16 protein-coding genes, 1 other RNA gene and 1 pseudogene are annotated in these 19,852 nt (G+C 38.6%); 2 read left to right on the top strand and 16 right to left on the bottom strand.

Features of this window, described 5'->3' with window-relative positions:
- Positions 1-212: 212 nt before the first annotated feature.
- The 7 genes from N8M09_RS03240 to N8M09_RS03270 all read right to left on the bottom strand — a co-directional run bounded on the left by N8M09_RS03240 (position 213) and on the right by N8M09_RS03270 (position 6,408).
- Entirely contained in the window at positions 213-902 is a 690-nt protein-coding gene (locus N8M09_RS03240) for a response regulator transcription factor (protein ID WP_261063766.1), read from the bottom strand.
- Between the two features lie 11 nt (positions 903-913).
- Complete coding sequence (gene gndA / locus N8M09_RS03245; protein ID WP_000158769.1) at positions 914-2,338, bottom strand: NADP-dependent phosphogluconate dehydrogenase; 1,425 nt, start codon at positions 2,336-2,338, stop codon at positions 914-916.
- 75 nt (positions 2,339-2,413) lie between these two features.
- Positions 2,414-3,826 carry a cell division site-positioning protein MapZ gene (mapZ, locus tag N8M09_RS03250; RefSeq protein ID WP_261063767.1) on the bottom strand — a complete coding sequence of 471 codons (1,413 nt, stop codon included), beginning with the start codon at positions 3,824-3,826 and terminating at the stop codon, positions 2,414-2,416.
- Between the two features lie 12 nt (positions 3,827-3,838).
- Positions 3,839-4,996, bottom strand: coding sequence for a THUMP domain-containing class I SAM-dependent RNA methyltransferase (locus N8M09_RS03255; protein WP_261063768.1), 1,158 nt, complete (start codon positions 4,994-4,996; stop codon positions 3,839-3,841).
- 84 nt (positions 4,997-5,080) lie between these two features.
- An RNA gene (gene rnpB, locus N8M09_RS03260) (RNase P RNA component class B) lies at positions 5,081-5,461 on the bottom strand.
- Between the two features lie 20 nt (positions 5,462-5,481).
- Positions 5,482-5,811, bottom strand: coding sequence for a cell division regulator GpsB (gene gpsB, locus N8M09_RS03265; protein WP_261063770.1), 330 nt, complete (start codon positions 5,809-5,811; stop codon positions 5,482-5,484).
- A gap of 69 nt (positions 5,812-5,880) precedes the next feature.
- The gene (locus tag N8M09_RS03270; RefSeq protein WP_261063772.1) at positions 5,881-6,408 is read right to left on the bottom strand and encodes an SLOG family protein; all 528 of its coding nucleotides are present in this window, start codon (positions 6,406-6,408) and stop codon (positions 5,881-5,883) included.
- Between the two features lie 66 nt (positions 6,409-6,474).
- On the opposite strand from N8M09_RS03270, the gene recU reads away from it, so the two are divergent.
- Complete coding sequence (recU, locus tag N8M09_RS03275) at positions 6,475-7,074, top strand: Holliday junction resolvase RecU (protein WP_153193550.1); 600 nt, start codon at positions 6,475-6,477, stop codon at positions 7,072-7,074.
- Positions 7,067-9,232, top strand: coding sequence for a penicillin-binding protein PBP1A (pbp1a, locus tag N8M09_RS03280; protein WP_261063773.1), 2,166 nt, complete (start codon positions 7,067-7,069; stop codon positions 9,230-9,232). The genes recU and pbp1a overlap by 8 nt, the downstream gene beginning before the upstream one ends.
- A gap of 203 nt (positions 9,233-9,435) precedes the next feature.
- Here the strand turns inward: pbp1a and N8M09_RS03285 are convergent.
- The 9 genes and pseudogenes from N8M09_RS03285 to N8M09_RS03325 all read right to left on the bottom strand — a co-directional run bounded on the left by N8M09_RS03285 (position 9,436) and on the right by N8M09_RS03325 (position 19,844).
- Positions 9,436-11,415: pseudogene (locus N8M09_RS03285) on the bottom strand (peptide ABC transporter substrate-binding protein).
- 188 nt (positions 11,416-11,603) lie between these two features.
- Entirely contained in the window at positions 11,604-12,707 is a 1,104-nt protein-coding gene (glf, locus tag N8M09_RS03290; RefSeq protein ID WP_261063774.1) for a UDP-galactopyranose mutase, read from the bottom strand.
- A 62-nt stretch (positions 12,708-12,769) separates the two neighbouring features.
- Positions 12,770-13,621 carry a dTDP-4-dehydrorhamnose reductase gene (gene rfbD, locus N8M09_RS03295; RefSeq protein WP_261063775.1) on the bottom strand — a complete coding sequence of 284 codons (852 nt, stop codon included), beginning with the start codon at positions 13,619-13,621 and terminating at the stop codon, positions 12,770-12,772.
- A 65-nt stretch (positions 13,622-13,686) separates the two neighbouring features.
- Positions 13,687-14,736 (bottom strand): dTDP-glucose 4,6-dehydratase, encoded by a 1,050-nt coding sequence (rfbB, locus tag N8M09_RS03300; protein WP_261063776.1) that lies wholly within the window; start codon positions 14,734-14,736, stop codon positions 13,687-13,689.
- A 12-nt stretch (positions 14,737-14,748) separates the two neighbouring features.
- Positions 14,749-15,342, bottom strand: coding sequence for a dTDP-4-dehydrorhamnose 3,5-epimerase family protein (locus N8M09_RS03305; protein ID WP_261063777.1), 594 nt, complete (start codon positions 15,340-15,342; stop codon positions 14,749-14,751).
- Positions 15,343-16,212: a glucose-1-phosphate thymidylyltransferase RfbA gene (gene rfbA, locus N8M09_RS03310; protein ID WP_261063779.1), complete on the bottom strand. Its 870-nt coding sequence runs from the start codon at positions 16,210-16,212 to the stop codon at positions 15,343-15,345.
- Between the two features lie 56 nt (positions 16,213-16,268).
- Complete coding sequence (gene glf, locus N8M09_RS03315; RefSeq protein ID WP_261063781.1) at positions 16,269-17,369, bottom strand: UDP-galactopyranose mutase; 1,101 nt, start codon at positions 17,367-17,369, stop codon at positions 16,269-16,271.
- Positions 17,370-17,408: 39 nt separating this feature from the next.
- Positions 17,409-18,866 (bottom strand): flippase, encoded by a 1,458-nt coding sequence (locus N8M09_RS03320; protein WP_261063783.1) that lies wholly within the window; start codon positions 18,864-18,866, stop codon positions 17,409-17,411.
- A 12-nt stretch (positions 18,867-18,878) separates the two neighbouring features.
- Positions 18,879-19,844 (bottom strand): hypothetical protein, encoded by a 966-nt coding sequence (locus N8M09_RS03325; RefSeq protein WP_261063785.1) that lies wholly within the window; start codon positions 19,842-19,844, stop codon positions 18,879-18,881.
- Positions 19,845-19,852: the final 8 nt, after the last annotated feature.

The raw sequence follows: 19,852 nt of genomic DNA on the forward strand, positions 1-19,852 counted from the left end.
GAATTCGCTCAAATTAACGAGAGATTCCTCGGTTTTCATTTCATTAAAAGTAAGAGGCCTATTTTTTCAGTGGACTCTGGTTAAAGTAGTACCTTTTTTTTATTACTTTCATTAGATGTATCCTCCATAACTGATTGTAGCAAATACAAAATCGCATGTCAATATATAAAGAACTCATATAAAAAGCAGTTACAAAAACTGAAACTGCTTTTCTATTCTTGCATAGCGTAACCAACACCACGCACGGTTTTAATGTAGCTTTTTTGACCTTTTACATCAAGCTTGCTACGTAGATAACGGATATAGACATCCACGATATTGGTTTCGGTCGCACTTTCATACTTCCAGACACTTTCCAACAACTGCTCACGCGTCAGGACTTTCTTGCTTCCCATAAGAGTAGCCAAAAGATCATACTCACGACGCGTCAGAGCAATCATCTCTTCGCCACGATAAACGGTATGATGTTCTACATCCATACGCAGATTTCGGTAAGACGTTGGAACCTTCATCTGACTACAGTGTTGGTCGATAAAGTCCCGACCTCGGAAAATGGCTGAAATACGAGCTACCAGATTCTCAATAATAACTGGCTTATAGATGTAAGAAACGGCAAAGCGTTGGATTGCCTCAATCTGATTTTGCAAGTCTTCGCGATGGTCCAAAACCATGATCACTGAGGCTGGCTTAGTCCGACTCAGCTTGTCTGCAAAATCTTGGGCTGTCATATCCCCCAGATGAGCATTCAATAAAATCAAGTCATAGTCTGTCTGAAGAGCCATAGAGAGGGCTTTTTGCCCCTCCTCAACCTGATCAACTCGGTATTGCTCTTTTTGGAGTTCCAAACTTAAAAAATGAGCTAGATTTCGTTCTTTCTCAAGTAATAAAATCCGTTTTCCCATGGCAGACCTACTTATTTTTCGTCATACCAAGAGTAGTGGAAGGTTCCTTCTTTGTCTTTACGTTGGTAAGTGTGGGCACCAAAGTAGTCACGTTGTGCTTGGATCAAGTTAGCTGGAAGGTCAGCTGAACGGTAGCTATCAAAGTAAGTAATAGCTGCTGAGAAGGTTGGTACTGGTACACCAGCTTGAACTGCAAGAGCTACGATATCACGCACTGCTTGTTGGTACTTAGCAGTAACATCCAAGAAGTATTCATCCAAAAGAAGGTTGGCAAGGTCTGCATCACGGTTGTAAGCATCTGTGATCTTTTGCAAGAAACGAGAACGGATGATACAGCCATCACGCCAGATAGATGCGATGTCTGCAAATGGCAAGTTCCAGTTGTTTTCTTTAGAAGCTACACGCAATTGAGCAAAACCTTGTGCATATGAAATGATTTTTGAGAAGTAAAGGGCTTGACGAATCTTTTCAATCAACTCAGCCTTGTCTCCTTCAAATTTGAAGGCAGCTGGTTTTGGAAGAACCTTGCTAGCATGTACACGTTCTTCTTTATAAGTAGAGATGTAACGTGCAAATACTGACTCAGTAATTAGTGACAATGGCACACCAAGGTCAAGTGATGATTGGCTAGTCCATTTACCAGTCCCCTTGTTACCTGCAGCATCAAGGATGTAGTCTACGATTGGTCCGGCTTGGCCTTCATCGTCTTTACGGCTCAAGATATCAGCTGTGATTTCAATCAAGTAGCTGTCCAATTCACCCTTGTTCCACTCAGTAAAGATTTCAGCCATATCTTCTGCAGAAAGGCCTAGCAAGTGTTGCATCAAGTCATAGCTTTCTGCGATCAATTGCATATCCCCATACTCGATACCGTTGTGAACCATTTTTACATAGTGACCAGCTCCATCAGGGCCGATATAAGTCACACATGGTTTGCCATCTTCTGGTGCTTTAGCTGAGATTTCTTCAAGAACATCTGCAACTAATTCGTAGGCTTCTTTTTGTCCACCAGGCATGATAGAAGGACCTTCAAGGGCACCTTTTTCACCACCAGAAACCCCAGTACCGATAAAGTTGATACCTGAGTTTGCCAATTCTTCATTACGACGAATAGTATCTTTGTAGAAAGTGTTTCCACCGTCAATCAAGATATCACCCTTGTCAAGGTGTGGAAGAAGGGCTTGGATAGTAGCATCTGTACCAGGTCCAGCTTGAACCATCAGCATGATACGACGAGGTTTTTCGATTGAGTTTACAAAACTTTCAACGTCATAGCTTGGTACAAAGTTCTTTTCAGGATGGCAAGCAATTACATCTTCAGTTTTTTCTTTACTACGGTTGTAAATAGCAACTGTGTAACCACGAGATTCAATATTAAGGGCAAGGTTACGACCCATTACGGCCATACCAACAACACCAAAGTTAGCTTTTGTCATTTGACACTCCTCTTGTTTAATTTGTTTTATTTTATCATTTTTACTTTTGAAAAGAAAGAATTTTGTAACGACTGCTTAGTAGTCCAAGTCATCCGCATGCCCAGAACCATTTCCAACAAAGTATCCTGTCTTACAGTTAAGGGTAAAGAGATAGGTTCCATCTGGCTTATAGAGGTTGTAATAACCATTGCCATTAACGATATTGACACGTTCGAGGATGTATTGATTTCCAGTGATATAACCACGTGAACGTGAAGTCGCTAGAATTTGTTCCAAGACGCCATCAGTGAAATCCCAGGCAGAGTTGTTACTATCATCAATAGCAGACTGATTGAACGGCACACGGCTTGAAGCTCTTTGTAGGTTAACTCCAGAACTTGATAGACCGCCATGACTATCATCACGCGCAGAAACTGAATTGTTTGATGAGGCGCTTGAAGATGGACTGGTGTTACTTGTACTACTCTCTGTAGAAGAATTTGAACTTGCTTGACTAGAACTGCTAGTTTGACCTGAGCTTGAGCTAGACGTACTTGTTTGCTGGCTCTTACCGAGGCTGATAGCCTTATCTAGCACTTTGTCAATCTCCGTATTCCCGGTTTTAATATCTGTAAATTTAGCGTCAGATTTAGCTTTGGCATTGGTATCCAAGACACCATCCACAATAGCTGGTTTTTCAAATTGTGCATTGACATCTTGAATGGCCTTGATTTGCGTTGCTAGACTATCATACTTAGATTTGGCAAGCGTATGTTCACGACTACCTTCTAGCTTGTCAAGCAAGGTCTTAAGTTGGCTCAACTTATCAAACTGGCTATTTTTCAAAGCCGTTTTATTGCTATCTGTATAGAAGGCATCATAAAGTGTATTAAAATCATCCACATCTGATTGATTGGCTGTAGTTGATTGAGCAGTTTGAATTTCCTTGGTCGAGCGATTCACTTGACGATAGACATAATAAGCACTGACACAGATAATCACTGACACAAGCGCCAAAGCGGTCAAAACAAAGCCTTTTTTACTTTTCTTTTCTGAGTCCTCTTGATCCAGACGAGAAAAAGTTTTCTCCTCTTCCACCTCCTCAGTCATTTCTGCTAAATTTTCATCCTCTAGCACTATAGGATCCCAGTCTTTATCCTCATCATCCAAAGACAGTGGAGGTAAGATAGCTTCAGAAGATGGAACTTCCTCTGAAGAGGTTTCCGACTCCTCTACAGCTTCACGCACTTCTTGGATTAAATCATCCAGACTCTGAGTTTCGACTAACTCCTCTTTTTTGTATTGGCGAGTCGCAAACTTATCTGCTTCGATTTCCTCTTTGTGTTGCTTGACATACTTGTCCAAAATGGAATCTTCAGGCAAGACTCCTGCTTCCACTTCTTCATTTTTACGAATCGCTTGACCAACTGTTAACTCTTTTGCTTCATCAAAATCAAATCGCGGTTCTTGGACTTCTTTTTTATGCCGATTCCGTCTTTTCTTACTCATGAGTATCCCTTTCTATTTTAACTCTTGGCGTTTAACACGCTGACCAAAATATTGATACAGATCTACTTTCAAGGTTCCGTTGTATAACTTACGTTTCTTATCCGCCTGACTACCATACTTGCTTTCAAATGCCTCATCACTAGTTAGGATAAACTTACTCCAAGTTTTCAGTGGTGCAAATACTTGCCCCATCTCAGCATAGAGCTTGGTAACTCCTGCATCATCTGATAAACGTTCTCCATAAGGCGGATTGGAGATAATCACTCCATTTATTTTATCAGAACGCAAATCCTGCACGCGCATCTGCTTAAAAGTAATGTCTCCTGCAACACCAGCTGCCTGGGCATTGGCCTTAGCAATTTCCACCATGCGAGCATCAATATCACAGCCCATGATATCCAGTTCCAGCTCACGATCCACTTTTTTAGCCGCCTCTGTGCGCACTTCTTGAATCAAGCGATCGCTAATCCAGTTCCATTCTTCAAAAGCAAAAGAGCGACGAAGTCCTGGTGCCATCTTTCGAGCAATCATAACTGCCTCAATACAGAAAGTCCCCGAACCACAGGTCGGATCAATCAAAGGCTTGTCTGGATACCAGTTAGAAAGTTGTAAAATGGCTGCCGCCATGTTTTCCTTGATAGGGGCTCCCCCTTTTTCGGTACGATAACCACGTTTAAAGAGGCTAGACCCTGTCGTATCAACCATGACAGTTGCCACATCTTTTAGAATAGAGACCTCAATCTTAAACTCTGGGCCATTCTCCATCAGAGGGACACCTTCTGGGCGAGCATAGTGTTTCTGCAATTTCTTAACAACAGCTTTCTTAGAAATAGCCTGAACACTCGGCTCATTGTGAAGTTTAGATTTAACACATTTGGCCTTGGAAATCGGGAACCGAGCTCCGAGTGGTAAATAATTTTCCCAATCTAAAGCAAAAACTCCCTGAAACAGCTCTTCAAAAGTCTTAGCTGGGAAAGTTCCTACGATAATTTTGATACGATCTGCTGCTCGAAGCCAGAGGTTGGTTTCGATAATAGCTCTCACGTCTCCTTGAAAACGAACACGTCCATTTTCAACCTGACAATCGTAGCCCAACTCTCGCACTTCACGACCAACGACAGCTTCAAGACCCGCTGCAGCAGTTGCAATTAAATTAAATTCTTTTTTCATGTTACAGTCTTGCAAGACCTTTCTATATGTCCACTTTAAAAAATGAGGTTGAGAAAATTTCTCAGCCCCAACCTATATGCAATTTTCTATAAGCCATGTTTTGTTCCAGAAGTGACTAGGACCACTTCCTTCGATAATCATCTGTCTACCACTAACAGCTCTAGCTGATAGCAGTCAGAATACTACGTTCGTTTCCGCGTACTCCATGCCCCGACCAAAATTTGGGTTGCTAGCTTGAGGGGTTTACCGCGTTCCACTCTCTCCGTTTCCAGAAAGACTCCGTCACTGTGGCACTTTCAAGCTTACTCTGGCCTATCCAAGGACTTAGCCATTTCAACTGCCGTAACGATTTCTCGTCCCTAGGCTTATGGTTTCGCCTAGCACAAACACTACAGGCATCACAGCCTGTGCTAGCATGGACTTTCCTCATGAGAAGCAACCCTCCTCACGCGATTATCCAAAAATTGCACATCTCAAATAACTACTTAGAAATCTGAGTTATCTAAAATTTGTTTACCAAAAACTTCTTTTTCCAATCTATTCAGGCGTTTCAAAATATCAAAATTCGTCATAGAACTTGTAGTTGCCGCTTCAATAGGCTCTGCTTGAACTGGTGAAGATTTCGGTTTACGAGCCAGTTCTTCCTTCAAATCCGCAATTTCCTGACGAAGTGACTTGACCAAGGCAGCATAGGTTTCATAATCCTTAATGACATCGTCTAAAAACTCATCAACTTCTACTTTACTATAGCCACGAACTTCACGTCCAAACTCTTGTTCAAAAATATCTTTCGCTGAAAAAATAATACTTGCCATGTCTCTCTCCATTCTCGCTTGCTAGTATTATTATATAAAAAAAGCCAAACAAAAATCAAGGTCAAAGCTTCAATTTTCGGAAAAATTTTCAGCAAGTTCATTTAGCTGATCAAATGTTAATCTCTTTATAAAATAGTCCTCTTGATTTTTCATCTTTTGGTAAAAATAAGCTAGTTTCGTTTGATTTTCTTCATCATAAAAAAGATAGGAACTATTCGTATTTTCCAGTAAAAACTGCTGGTAATCTCTTAACTGCCCCTTGTGTTCATAACGAGGATAGGCATATTTGACAAAGTCTACCTGCTTAAAGCGACTCAGTTTCATCTGATTGCCTTCATTCCAATTTTCCCCATGGGTTTCAAAAGCAAAAATGGTGGCCAAGTGGAAACCATATTCGGTCTTCATTTCCTGAGCAACCTCTAAAACCCAATATTCAAAGCCCAAAGTCCCTGTAAATACAAGCCAAGTCACCCCATCTGCTGCCATAGCTTCTAAATCTTTACGTATCGCTTTTTTAATCAATTTAAGACGAGGATCCTTGTCAGAAAACAAACCCAAATCAAAAGCAGAATAGCCTAAAACCAAAGCTGTAGTCATTTTTAACCCTTCCTGTGCAAATTTATGATATAATAGAGTGATGTTATTGTACCAATAAGGAGAATTATGGTCAACTATCCTCATAAAATTTCATCACAAAAAAGACAAACATCTCTTTCTCAACCCAAAAATTTCGCAAATCGAGGAATGTCTTTTGAAAAGATGATCAATGCTACCAACGACTACTATTTGTCTCAGGGATTGGCAGTTATACACAAGAAACCAACTCCTATTCAAATCGTACGAGTGGACTATCCACAACGAAGTCGTGCCAAGATTGTTGAAGCCTATTTTCGACAAGCTTCAACGACAGACTATTCTGGCGTTTATAATGGATATTACATCGACTTTGAAGCTAAGGAAACAAAACAAAAACGTGCGATTCCGATGAAAAATTTTCATCCACATCAGATTCAGCATATGGAACAAGTCCTTGCCCAACAAGGAATCTGCTTTGTCCTTCTTCACTTTTCTTCCCAGCAAGAAACCTACTTATTGCCGGCATTCGATTTGATTCGCTTCTATCATCAAGATAAGGGACAAAAATCAATGCCACTTGGATACATACGAGAATACGGTTACCAGATAAAACTAGGGGCATTCCCACAAATTCCCTATCTCGATGTTATCAAAGAACATTTACTAGGTGGTAAACAAGATGAATAAATACATTCTTATGCGAATATTAAAGTATACTGGAATCTTTTTCCTAACTCTCTTTATCGCATTATTTCTATTGGGCGGGGGTGTTTTCCTCTATTTTGTGAGCAAAGCTCCAGCCCTATCAGATAGTAAATTAGTTGCAACAACTTCTAGCAAGATTTATGACAATAATAACGAACTCATTGCCGATCTGGGCTCTGAACGCCGAGTAAACGCTCAGGCCAACGAAATTCCTACTGATTTAGTCAAAGCTATCGTGTCTATCGAAGATCATCGTTTCTTTGACCACAGAGGGATCGATACGATTCGGATTATGGGAGCCTTCTTACGTAACTTACAAAGTAATTCTTTACAGGGGGGATCAACCCTAACCCAACAGTTGATTAAGTTGACCTATTTCTCAACATCAACTTCGGATCAAAACATCTCCCGAAAAGCACAAGAGGCTTGGCTAGCTTTCCAATTGGAACAAAAAGCTACCAAACAAGAAATCCTTACCTACTACATCAATAAGGTCTATATGTCAAATGGTAATTATGGAATGCAGACAGCAGCCCAAAATTACTATGGAAAAGATCTAAAGGATCTATCTTTACCTCAATTAGCTTTGCTAGCAGGTATGCCTCAGGCACCCAACCAATACGATCCATACTCTCATCCGGAAGCAGCGCTAGACCGTCGTAATTTAGTTCTTTCAGAAATGAGAGGGCAAGGTTACATTAGTGCTGAACAATATGAAAAAGCCGTCAACACACCTATCACTGATGGTTTACAAAGTCTTAAGTCGGCTGCTACTTATCCAGCATATATGGATAACTATCTAAAAGAGGTTATTGAACAAGTAGAGCACGAAACTGGATATAATCTTCTTACTACTGGGATGGAAGTCTACACAAATGTAGACAAGGGAATTCAACAACGACTTTGGGATATTTACAATACAGATGAGTATGTCTCTTATCCAGATAATGACCTTCAAGTAGCCTCAACTATCGTTGATACTTCCAATGGTAAAGTCATCGCTCAACTTGGAGCACGTCACCAAGCAAGTAACGTTTCATTTGGTACCAACCAAGCTGTGGAAACCAACCGTGACTGGGGATCAACCATGAAACCAATCACTGATTATGCCCCAGCCTTGGAATACGGTGTATACGATTCAACTGCAACTACTGTCCACGATATTCCTTATAACTATCCTGGAACAAGTACCCCTGTCTACAACTGGGATCGAGCATATTTTGGTAACATTAGCCTGCAATATGCCCTTCAACAATCTCGTAACGTGCCTGCCGTTGAGACACTAAACAAGGTTGGTTTAGACAGAGCCAAAAACTTCCTAAATGGTTTAGGAATCGACTATCCTGTAATACACTATTCAAATGCTATTTCAAGTAATACAACTGAATCTAGTAAACAATACGGGGCAAGCAGTGAAAAAATGGCTGCAGCCTACGCTGCATTCGCAAATGGCGGTACTTATCACAAACCAATGTACATCAATAAAATCGTCTTTAGTGACGGTAGTGAAAAAGAATTTTCTGACGTTGGTACAAGAGCTATGAAAGAGTCTACTGCCTACATGATGACAGAAATGATGAAAACAGTTTTGACATCTGGAACAGGTTACAACGCCTATCTGCCTGGAATTCCTCAAGCAGGGAAAACAGGGACTTCCAACTATACCGACGAAGAAATTGAAAACCATATTAAGACTAGTCAATTTGTAGCACCAGATGAACTGTTTGTCGGTTATACTCGTAAATATTCAATGGCTGTTTGGACAGGTTATAGCAACCGTCTCACTCCTATTCTAGGCGACGGTCTCACAGTTGCTGCTAGAGTCTATCGCGCTATGATGAGCTACCTTGCTCAAAATAACCATCCTGGAGATTGGACAATGCCTGAAGGACTATACCGAAGCGGCCAGTTCGTATTCCAAAATGGAGCAAGAAATACATTAAATACTCCTGACACACAACAAACACAATCAGAAGTAGAGAATCCCTCTACCACAAATGAAAATACAAGTACACAAGTAACACCTACTCCTGGTCAACAATCAAATAATCCTGCTCCAACGAATCCAAATCAGGGACAGCCTGGCCAACAAATCCAACAACAACCACAGGCCCCTCAATTTCAACAACCACAACAGTAAACACAAAAAATCCTGAGAGTTAGAAATTCTCAGGATTTTTTACTACAAGATAGCTAATACTCAACGAAAATCAAAGAGCAAACTAGGAAGCTAGCCGCAGGTTGCTCAAAATACTGTTTTGAGGTTGCAGATGGACGCTGACGTGGTTTGAAGAGATTTTCGAAGAATATAAAGGAGTCGGCTACAAACCAACTCCTTTACCTTTATTTGACATGTTTGGCAAGTTCTTCTTGCGCTTTTTTATTGGATTCTTCTTTTTCTTTCATCCATTTATCTTGAGCTTTTTGGTATTCATCCACAGTAACTGCCTTGTCTTGAATTTCCAAGTATTTGTACAAGAGTGGCTCACTTGTACCTTTATTTCCTGACAATGCAAATGGTATTGTAAATGGTACCATCTTAGACAAGATTGGACGTCCTGTACGAGATGTAGTTGGAATAATCAAAGCACTATCTGTCAACCAAGCTTGAGCTGCAGCGTATTTATCATATCGTTTAGCAACATCTATAGCCTCATCACCAGCTTCAGTAACCAATTTTTCGTAATCATATAGACCTACTTTTTTAGCAGCTACATTATCTTTCCCTGAGTCAAATCCTAAATATGTTTTAGTACTTTCTCCTACAGATGGTTTGATGATATCAAGGTAAGTTGATGGATCGGCAAAGTCTGGACCTCAACCGACATTATCTGATAAATCCCAGTCTTCTCCAGCAGCATTTTCAGCAAAATATGTAATATTATTTACTTCGTCTTTTTGTAGTTGTTGGATATCAATAATGACATTATCAGTTCCTAAAGTCGCTTCCAAGGATTGTTTCATAGATTGCACGCGCTGAACTTTTGTAGTTGCTGTTTGGTCAACAGGCATATCCAAATGAATTGGGAAAGTCACACCTTCTGCCTGAAGAGCAGTCTTAGCCTTAGCAAATTCTGCTTTAGCTTTTTCAGGATTGTACAGACCGTCTTGAGCATCAGCAAGGTTCACATCCTTCCATTCATCCCCATAGGTTACTAATTTTTCTTTGACCATATCGCCAAAGTTCTTCCCATCTGCTTGAACAAATGTTGGTGGTACAAAGAGATTACGCAAGATTTTGCTTGCACCAGTTTCTCCATTCAACTGAGAGGCATAGGCTGTACGGTCAAAACCAAAGGCAATAGCCTGACGGAAATCCTTGTTTAAGAGAGCTTTTTTAGTAGATGTCTTTTGTTCTTCGCTGGTCTTAGATGTGTATTTATAAGATTGGCGGTCAATATTTGTACCAACTAGATACGTAACAGAGTCTTGTTGCGTATAGACGATATTGTCTTTCATACTCTTCTCAAGCTCTGCGAAACTTGCACTTGTTGGATAGAGACGAGCTGCTGTAAGGCTACCATCTTTAAAGTTTTCTGCTGGTTTGCTGGTATCTTGCCCATCCCAGAATGACAATTTGACCTTGTCAATATGCACATTGTCTTTATCCCAGTAGTTCGGATTTTTCGCAAATTCAACAGAGGATTTGGTCACAAGAGATTTCAACAAATAAGGACCATTGTACAAGATACTACTTGGATCCGTAGCTTTGGCAAAATCATCCCCTTTTGAGTTCAAAAACTCTTCATTGACTGGCGCAAGCACACCCATAGTTGTTTTAGAATTCCAAAAGCTTTCAGGTTTGTTCAAAGTGTATTGGACTGTTTGATCGTCAAGTGCTTTAATCCCAACTTGAGAGAAATCTTTAATTTCCCCTTTAGCATAGGCATCTAGTCCTTTGATTGAATCCTGTACCAAGTAAAGGGCTTCTGCTTTCTTATCTGTTGCATATTTAAGACCTGTCACAAAGTCTTGAGCCTTAACAGGAGCATACTCTTCTCCCTCAGATGTATACCACTTGGCATCCTGACGAATCTTATAAGTATAAGTCAAGCCATCCTTAGAAACTGACCAGTCCTCTGCCATTGAGGGAATAAGGTTCCCATATTTATCATTTTCAAGCAATCCATCAATCACATTACTAGTAATGTCGGCAGTAGCTGCCTTACCAGTTGTTAAATAGTTGAGATTATCTGGGTGGGTCTCGTAGGTAAATGCAAAAGTCTGCTCACCTTTAGCGCCTGAGCCCCCTGAACAAGCAGCTAAAATACCCGCTGCTAATAAAGTCACTCCCGCAAGAGCCAATACTTTTCTTGTTTTCATAGTCTTCTCCTTTGTTTTTTTATTCATTATAGACCCTTTTTCAAGTCCTGTCAATACAATTTTCTGAATTTTAGAAACTTATTTTTTAAACAATAAGGTTGCAAAAATATGAATATTATCAAAAAAACTCAACTACATTAGGTAGTCGAGGAATGATCAATCATATTTCTGTAAGCAGTTTGAGTTGTTTAATCTAACTCATTTCTTACACACTGCAAAGCTGCTCCGATTACCTGGTGCATATCGTAATAGCGATAGTGTCCTAAACGACCACCAAAGATAACCTTCCCTTGCTCATCAGCCAATTTTTTATATGATTTATATAAATGATTATTACGATCATTATTAACTGGATAATAAGGCTCATCACCTTTTTCCCATGTTTTAGAATATTCTTTAGTAATGATCGTCTTTGCTTGATTTCCAAATTCAAAATGTTTGTGTTCAATAAGGCGAGTATATGGGGTATCTGCATCTGTATAGTTCACAACTGCATTTCCTTGGTAATTCTCCATATCCAAGGTCTCATTTTCAAAACGAAGACTACGATACTCTAGTTCACCCAACTTATAGTCAAAGAATTCATCAATCATACCGGTAAAGACAATCTTAGGGAAGTCCTTCATATATTGCTCTTTATTGGCAAAGAAATCAACATTTGTTTCTACATCAATATTTTCATGATCCAACATTTTTTCAACTATTTGAGTGTAGCCACCAATTGGAATCCCTTGATAGGTATCATTAAAATAGTTGTTATCGTAGGTCAGACGTACTGGCAAACGGCGAATGATAAAAGCTGGAAGTTCCGTAGTTGGCTTGCCCCACTGTTTCTCTGTATAATCTTTGATTAATTTTTCGTAGATATCTGTACCTACAAGAGAAATCGCCTGTTCTTCCAAATTTTCAGGAGTTTTGCCATTTAAAATAGCACGTTGCTCCTCAATCTTAGCTTGTGCTTCTGCTGGCGTTACAACTCCCCAGAGTTTATTGAAGGTATTCATATTAAAAGGGAGGTTATAAATCTCACCCTTATAATTTGCGACAGGAGAATTTGTATAACGGTTAAACTCTGCAAACTGATTGACGTAATCCCAAATCTCCTTATCAGAAGTATGGAAAATATGAGCACCATACTGATGAACTTGAATTCCTTCCTCTTCACGAGTATAGATATTACCCGCGATATGATTTCGTTTTTCAATGACTTTTACTTTTTTTCCTTTTAAGGCTGCTTCATGGGCAAAGACTGCACCAAAGAGACCAGCACCAACAACAAGATAATCGTACATCTTAAGCTCCTTTGGAGTTCATTATCTGCCTCTTTTATTAGACTAGAAAATCATTCTATTGCTTATCTTACTTCTTGTTTATAAAATTCTTTCAAAGCATCTTGCCAAGTTGGAATAACAAATCCAGTAGCTTTGGCTTTAGCCAGGCTCATCGTTGAGTTTAGAGGACGTTTAGCTTTTGCTGGAAATTGACTGGAATCTACTGGCTTGATTTCCACATCTGTATCTTTCAAAATTTCAACTGCAAAATCATACCAAGTTGTGTCTTCTGTAGCATCATTTGACAAATGATAATAACCAAATTCCTTGCGGTTTTCAGCCAGGTAGGTAATGAACTCAGCCAAGGTACGAGTCCAAGTCGGACGACCGTGCTGGTCATTTACAACTGTTAAAGTCTTATGATTTTTCGCAAGATTTTGCATGGTAAAAACGAAATTTTTGCCATAATTTCCAAATACCCAGGCAGTACGGATAATATAGAAATTAGACACATGCTTCTCAACTAACTCTTCCCCCATACGCTTAGTGCGTCCATATTCTGTCTGTGGATCTGGTCGGTCATCTACTTCCCACTCTTGTCCAACTGGTTTCTTACCATCAAAGACATAGTCCGTAGAAATATAAACTAGAGTTGCGCCATGCTTTTCAGATGCTTTTGCGACATTTTCTGTCCCCGTCACATTAATGGCATAGTCCAATTCTTTCCCTTCATCCTCTGCTGCATCAACAGCAGTATAGGCTGCACAGTGGTAGACTAAGGTTGGTTTCACCTCTTCAAAAACTTTCTCAACCATCTCTGCATTGGTAATGTCCATCTCAGCCACATCTACTGCTACGTATTCTTCATTACGCTCATCCAATAAATAGCGAAGTTCCGTTCCTAATTGACCTTTTGATCCTGTAATTAAAATCATCTCTATACCTTTCTAATTTTCAACTCTTCCCAATATAGCAATAAAAAGCAGCGATTTCCTGCTTTTTATAATTTGATAATCTCCTGAGTTTTAGCATAATTTGCTTCAACAGCTTCTTTCTCTGCTTTCCACCATTCTTGATTATCTGTATACCACTTGATTGTTTCTTTGAGCCCAGCTTCAAAATTGGTAAATTCAGGTTTCCAGCCCAACTCATCACGGAGTTTGCTTGCATCAATCGCATAGCGAAGGTCATGTCCTGCACGGTCAGTCACATGGTCATAAGCATCCGCAGCTTGCCCCATTTCCTTAAGGATAAGCTCCAAAACTTCCTTGTTATTCTTCTCGCCATCAGCCCCAATCAAGTAGGTTTCACCAATTTTCCCTTTTGTCAAGATTGTCCAAACACCTGAAGAATGGTCATTGGTATGAATCCAGTCACGAACATTCTTACCTTCACCGTAAAGTTTTGGCTTGATTCCACTTAGGATGTTAGTAATCTGACGTGGGATGAATTTTTCAATGTGTTGATAAGGACCGTAGTTATTTGAACAGTTAGAAATCGTTGCCTTGACACCAAACGATCGTACCCAGGCTTTGACAATCAAATCTGAAGCAGCCTTAGTTGATGAGTACGGAGAGCTTGGGTTGTATTTTGTTTCAGCAGTAAATTTCTCACCTGGTCCTTCACCATGACCTGGCAAATCCTCACGTAGAGGGAGATCCCCATAAACTTCATCTGTTGATACATGGTGGAAGCGAATATCATACTTACGAGCAGCTTCCAAAAGAGTATAGGTTCCGATAAAGTTAGTATGGATAAATGGCGATGGATCATTCAGCGAATTGTCATTATGACTTTCCGCCGCATAGTGAACGATAGCATCGGCTTGAGCTGCCAACTTATCCACCAACTCCGCATTAACAATGTCACCAACAACTAACTCAACACGATCACCTAAAATTTCCTCAATATTAGCACGATTTCCAGCATAAGTCAACTTGTCCAAGACTGTCACGTGAACTTCTGGAAAATTCTTGTAAACATAATGAACAAAGTTAGAACCGATAAAACCTGCTCCACCTGTCACGATGATATTTTTGTATTCAGTCATATTCTTTCCTTTTTACAAATCTTCTTTTTTCAAAGGTTTTACATCCTTAAGTAGTGGATGATTTTTATCTGCTTCTGAAACCTCTGCTTCTGCAAGATTTTCCCATTCAATGCAAAGGCTTGGATCAGCGTAGTTCACAAAGGCATATTTGGGTTTGAGTTCAAGAGCCCAGTAGTCATTGACCAGGTAACTATAAGACACTGTATCTGATAGGACTTGGAAACCATTAGCCACACCTCGAGGAACAAAGATTCCCTTGCTTGCATCAATTACTGTCTGATAGGTATTCCCAAATGTTTCTCCCTTGCGTAGATCAACCCAAGAACCCAGAACTTTCCCACCATCTGCTACAGAGATGTACTTATCCCAAGGTTCTGCATGTAGGCCACGGAGGACATTTTTACGTGAGAAGGATACATTGTTTTGCAATTTTCCTTCTGCAAAGAAAGATTCTGGAAATCCAAGTGGGAGCATTTTTTCCTTTTGGAAATTTTCTTTAAACCAGCCACGATTATCTCCATGAACAGGAATATCAAACTCCAGCATACCTGGAATTGCATCAACCTTGCGTGCTGCAAGCGTCTTTCCGAAAAAATTATCTGTCATCTATGCTTCTCCTATCAAACGGAGTAGATACTGTCCGTATTCATTTTTCTTAAGTGGTTGGGCTAAAGCCAATACATCTTCACGACTGATATAACCCATGCGATAGGCAATTTCTTCCAAGTTTGCTACCTGAACATTTTGCATCCGTTGCACTGTCTCAATGTACTGCGAAGCCTCTAATAAACTTTCATGAGTCCCAGTATCCAACCAAGCAAAGCCACGTCCCATAACCTCAACGGATAAATCTCCACGATCTAGGTAAACCTTGTTAACGTCTGTAATTTCCAATTCACCACGCGGGCTTGGTTTAATACTTTTAGCAATTTCTACTACATCATTATCGTAGAAATAGAGACCTGTAACTGCATAATTTGAACGTGGATGCTCTGGCTTTTCTTCGATAGAAATAGCGTTCATATCCTTGTCAAACTCAACAACGCCAAAGCGTTCTGGATCCTTCACATGATAGCCAAAGACAGTTGCTCCTGACTCTTTACTAGCTGCCTTTTGTAGCATTTTAGAAAGGCCAGGCCCATGATAGATATTGTCGCCTAAGATCAGAGCAACTCTATCATCACCAATAAATTCTTCACCAATAATAAAGGCTTGTGCCAAACCATCTGGACTCGGTTGCTCTGCATAAGACAATTGAATCCCCAACTCAGAGCCATCTTGAAGAAGCTCTTTGAATCGATGCAAATCCTGTGGAGTTGAGATAATCAAAATATCTCTAATCCCAGCCAACATCAATGTTGAAAGTGGGTAGTAAATCATCGGTTTATCATAAACCGGCATCAGTTGCTTTGATGCAGCTCGAGTCAAAGGATACAAGCGAGTTCCTGAACCACCCGCGAGAATAATACCTTTCATAGTAGAGTACCTTTCTTTGTTGATGTACAATAATCAAATTGTTAAAAATACAAGTTTCAGTAACCAAACTCTTCTGTTACTACACTAAGTGCACGTTCAATGACTACATGCATGTCGTAGTATTTATAATCTGCTAAACGACCACAGAAAATAACCTTGTCATTTGTTGATGCTTCTTCTTGATATTTAGCAAATATGGCATTGTTTCTCTCATCATTGATTGGATAATAAGGTTCATCTCCACGTCTCCAATCAGCTGGGTATTCACGAGTAATGACCGTTTTATCTTGTGTTCCATACTCAAAATGTTTATGCTCAATAATGCGTGTATATGGAATTTCACGTTCTGTATAGTTTACAACTGCATTTCCTTGATAGTTTTCCTCATCTAACACTTCATGCTCAAAACGAAGACTACGGTATTCTAACTCACCATGTTTATAATCGAAGTATTTATCAATCATCCCTGTAAAGACAACTTTTTCAGCAGAAGCTTCTAATTCCTGACGATTGGCAAAAAAGTCAACTCCAAGTTCTACTTCTACATCCTTCAGCATATTTTCGATGATGACATTATAGCCACCGATTGGAATTCCTTGATAACGATCATTAAAATAATTATTATCAAATGTTAAACGAACTGGTAGACGTTTGATGATAAAGGGTGGAAGATCAGTCGCAGAACGTCCCCATTGCTTTTCAGTGTATCCTTTAATCAACTTTTCATAAATATCTGGACCAATCAACTTGATGGCCTGTTCTTCCAAGTTTTTAGGTTCAACGTCCTTCATGTGAGCCGTTTGCTCAGTAATCTTATCTTTGACTTCTTGAGGAGTTTTTGTTCCCCACATAGCATAGAAAGTATTCATATTGAAAGGTAGATTATAAAGGCTACCCTTGTAATTAGCTACTGGTGAGTTAATATAGTTGTTAAACTCAGCAAACTGATTCACATAATCCCAAACTTCTTTATTAGAAGTATGGAAGATATGCGCACCGTATTTGTGAACATTGATTCCTTCAACGTTCTCACAATAGATATTCCCACCAATGTGGTCACGTTTATCAATAACTTTTACTTTTTTTCCCCGCTTAGTTGCTTCATAAGCAAAGATTGCACCTGACAATCCAGCACCAACAACAAGATAATCGTACATTTTATGCTCCTTTAAAATTAAATTTTCAAAAATATTTAGTTAAACTTTCTTTAATTTCTTATAAAAATTTTCAAGAAAATTAATAATGAAATCATCCTTTAATAATACTAGAATCACAGCATAACTTCCGAAGAAAATAATTCCTTCCACACATAATAACCAAAAATAACTTAGTTGTAAGTTCTTTGCAAGAATCATTCCTAAAGTACTTATACCTACAGTAAATAGATAGCGTATCCCAACTATTTGATGTATTATTTTAAAGAGTAAATCTCTCGTATAGTAAATCTGAACACATAAAACAACGAATTCAGCAATCATAGTGGCAAACGCTGCTCCACTTACACCATAAGATGGAATTAAAATGAAGTTTAGTAGTAAATCTATTAACGCTCCTGAAGTCACTGAAAGTAATACGTACTTTTCTTTTTCTAAAGGTGTTAATACTTGAATACCTAATACACCCGTAAGTGCATTAGGAATAACTGCAAACATTAAAAATTGCATTCCTATAACAGCACCCAAATATCCTTCCCCAGCAAGTAGCAAAATACTTTCCTTTGATACTGAAATAAAGAATACTGACAATGGAAGCGATAAGAATAACGTAAAGTTCAAAGCTTTTGTCATGATTTCCAAAAACCGATCCTTCATTTGATTATTAGCATAGTAGGACATTCTTGGAAGCAAAACATTTCCTAATGAGGTAACAACACTCAAGAGAATTCCCTTTAGTTTTGTTGCTGCAGTATATAATCCCACATCATATGTTCCTTTCATACTTCCTAGCATAACGGTATCAAGATTCGTATAAATCGACACTACTAATGTCTGAGCAAATAAAATCAAAATAGGCTTTATATGTGGTTTAAAATGATAAGGTTCTGTCTTTTTAAATGATATATATTTAAATAATCGTTTAAAATTTAAAATATTTGATCCCACACTAGCAAAAACAGAAATTCCTGCATACATAATATAATCCTCAGGACTATGGATAAGTAAGAAAATCATAGCTAATGATAAAAGTCTGAAGAAAATCGATCTAAGAGTAATATAATCATATTGTTCAATTGCTTGAAAAAACCAACCAACTCCTATGACATTTAATAGTATGCCTATTGCATTGATATAAAATAATTCTTTATAGACGTACATTGATGGTAAAGTGAACAACATTATAAAATATGCAATGAGTACTAAAAATACAAGAATTACATTAATAATCAATAGTTCTTGGACAATGGTAGATAATTTTCTTTTATCATCACGTACTTTTGCTGCAGCACGTATGCCGTACGTTGGAATACCAAGTGAAGCAATCATCATAAAATAAGATACAATAGATGATACATATGCTACCGTACCATTCGCCTCAACTTGAAGTACTCTAGAAACATAGGGAAATGTTAACAACGGAAAGATGAAATTTGAAACAGTCAAAATAAAATTCATTATAAAATTATATCTGATGGATTTAACTTTATAACTTGCCATATTATCCCTCATCTAAATAGAAAATTTTTCTGGATGTTCTTTATAATACTCGAACATAGCCTTATTCTGAGGACCAAACGATAAATGTCCCACAACCACATTTTCACTGACCATCAATGGTTTTGAATTTAAGATGCAAAAATTACAAATTTGGACTTCATCCACTCCAAGTCCAGCTCCCTCAAACTCAACATTAAAATGATCCATCAATTCCCATAAGCTTTTCTCAAATAAAATTGCACCGATACTGAAGCGAATTGCACACGGATTAACTTTTTTCTCTTCTTTTGAAAATTGTGCATTCAATGTATCTATGGTAGGAATTACTTCTCCATCGCCCCAGAAAAACTTCGCTACTTCGGGATTACTCTCTATAAAACGAGGCTGTCCAGCTATATATTTCGATTTTTCTCCAAATTTTTCATAATAAACATCTTCCAAGCCTAATTTTTGTAAGATTCTTTTATGTCCATAACCATTAACCGGAATAAGTGGTGCTACCACACCTGGTGCATAATCCCCTTCTTGTGCAAAAATATATGCTTCTTTTAAATTTTCAAAATAATGTTCTGTAATAAAAATATCTTCATCAATTTTATAAATATATTGTGCTTGAGGATGTAGATTAATAGCTACGTTTTGAATTAAAGATATATTGTTCTGTTCCGTACTCAAATACGACCAATTATTTTCTTCACAAATTTGGTTTAATTTTTCTGAATAGATGCCAGAAGATAGGACACAAATATCCATTGTTTCTGGTGCAAATGTCTTTACTCTTCCTAGCACATCGTCATATAAAAATTCTTTATACCCCGCTAATATGATACATAAATCTTTACTATCTTTTTTACGGTCAATAAATTTCCCTGTATATTTAAATTTTTTTTCTAAGCGATATTGATTCTTTTTTCTTTGTAATTGATGATAAATTCCTTTGGTCAGACGACTCTTTTTAAGAAACTTTTTAATACCCATTTTTTCTC

Origin of the sequence: Streptococcus mitis, assembly GCF_946190375.1 — a bacterium.
GTDB classification, from domain to species: domain Bacteria; phylum Bacillota; class Bacilli; order Lactobacillales; family Streptococcaceae; genus Streptococcus; species Streptococcus mitis_CJ.

Excerpts from the sequence above, each read along its gene's own strand:
- N8M09_RS03270 (WP_261063772.1), bottom strand. The coding sequence starts at position 6,408 with ATGACTACAGCTTTGGTTTTAGGCTATTCTGCTTTTGATTTGGGTTTG.
- N8M09_RS03325 (WP_261063785.1), bottom strand. The coding sequence starts at position 19,844 with ATGGGTATTAAAAAGTTTCTTAAAAAGAGTCGTCTGACCAAAGGAATT.
- glf (WP_261063781.1), bottom strand. The coding sequence starts at position 17,369 with ATGTACGATTATCTTGTTGTTGGTGCTGGATTGTCAGGTGCAATCTTT.
- rfbD (WP_261063775.1), bottom strand. The coding sequence starts at position 13,621 with ATGATTTTAATTACAGGATCAAAAGGTCAATTAGGAACGGAACTTCGC.
- glf (WP_261063774.1), bottom strand. The coding sequence starts at position 12,707 with ATGTACGATTATCTTGTTGTTGGTGCTGGTCTCTTTGGTGCAGTCTTT.
- N8M09_RS03255 (WP_261063768.1), bottom strand. The coding sequence starts at position 4,996 with ATGAAAAAAGAATTTAATTTAATTGCAACTGCTGCAGCGGGTCTTGAA.
- pbp1a (WP_261063773.1), top strand. The coding sequence starts at position 7,067 with ATGAATAAATACATTCTTATGCGAATATTAAAGTATACTGGAATCTTT.
- mapZ (WP_261063767.1), bottom strand. The coding sequence starts at position 3,826 with ATGAGTAAGAAAAGACGGAATCGGCATAAAAAAGAAGTCCAAGAACCG.
- rfbA (WP_261063779.1), bottom strand. The coding sequence starts at position 16,212 with ATGAAAGGTATTATTCTCGCGGGTGGTTCAGGAACTCGCTTGTATCCT.
- gndA (WP_000158769.1), bottom strand. The coding sequence starts at position 2,338 with ATGACAAAAGCTAACTTTGGTGTTGTTGGTATGGCCGTAATGGGTCGT.
- recU (WP_153193550.1), top strand. The coding sequence starts at position 6,475 with ATGGTCAACTATCCTCATAAAATTTCATCACAAAAAAGACAAACATCT.
- rfbB (WP_261063776.1), bottom strand. The coding sequence starts at position 14,736 with ATGACTGAATACAAAAATATCATCGTGACAGGTGGAGCAGGTTTTATC.
- N8M09_RS03305 (WP_261063777.1), bottom strand. The coding sequence starts at position 15,342 with ATGACAGATAATTTTTTCGGAAAGACGCTTGCAGCACGCAAGGTTGAT.
- N8M09_RS03240 (WP_261063766.1), bottom strand. The coding sequence starts at position 902 with ATGGGAAAACGGATTTTATTACTTGAGAAAGAACGAAATCTAGCTCAT.
- gpsB (WP_261063770.1), bottom strand. The coding sequence starts at position 5,811 with ATGGCAAGTATTATTTTTTCAGCGAAAGATATTTTTGAACAAGAGTTT.
- N8M09_RS03320 (WP_261063783.1), bottom strand. The coding sequence starts at position 18,866 with ATGGCAAGTTATAAAGTTAAATCCATCAGATATAATTTTATAATGAAT.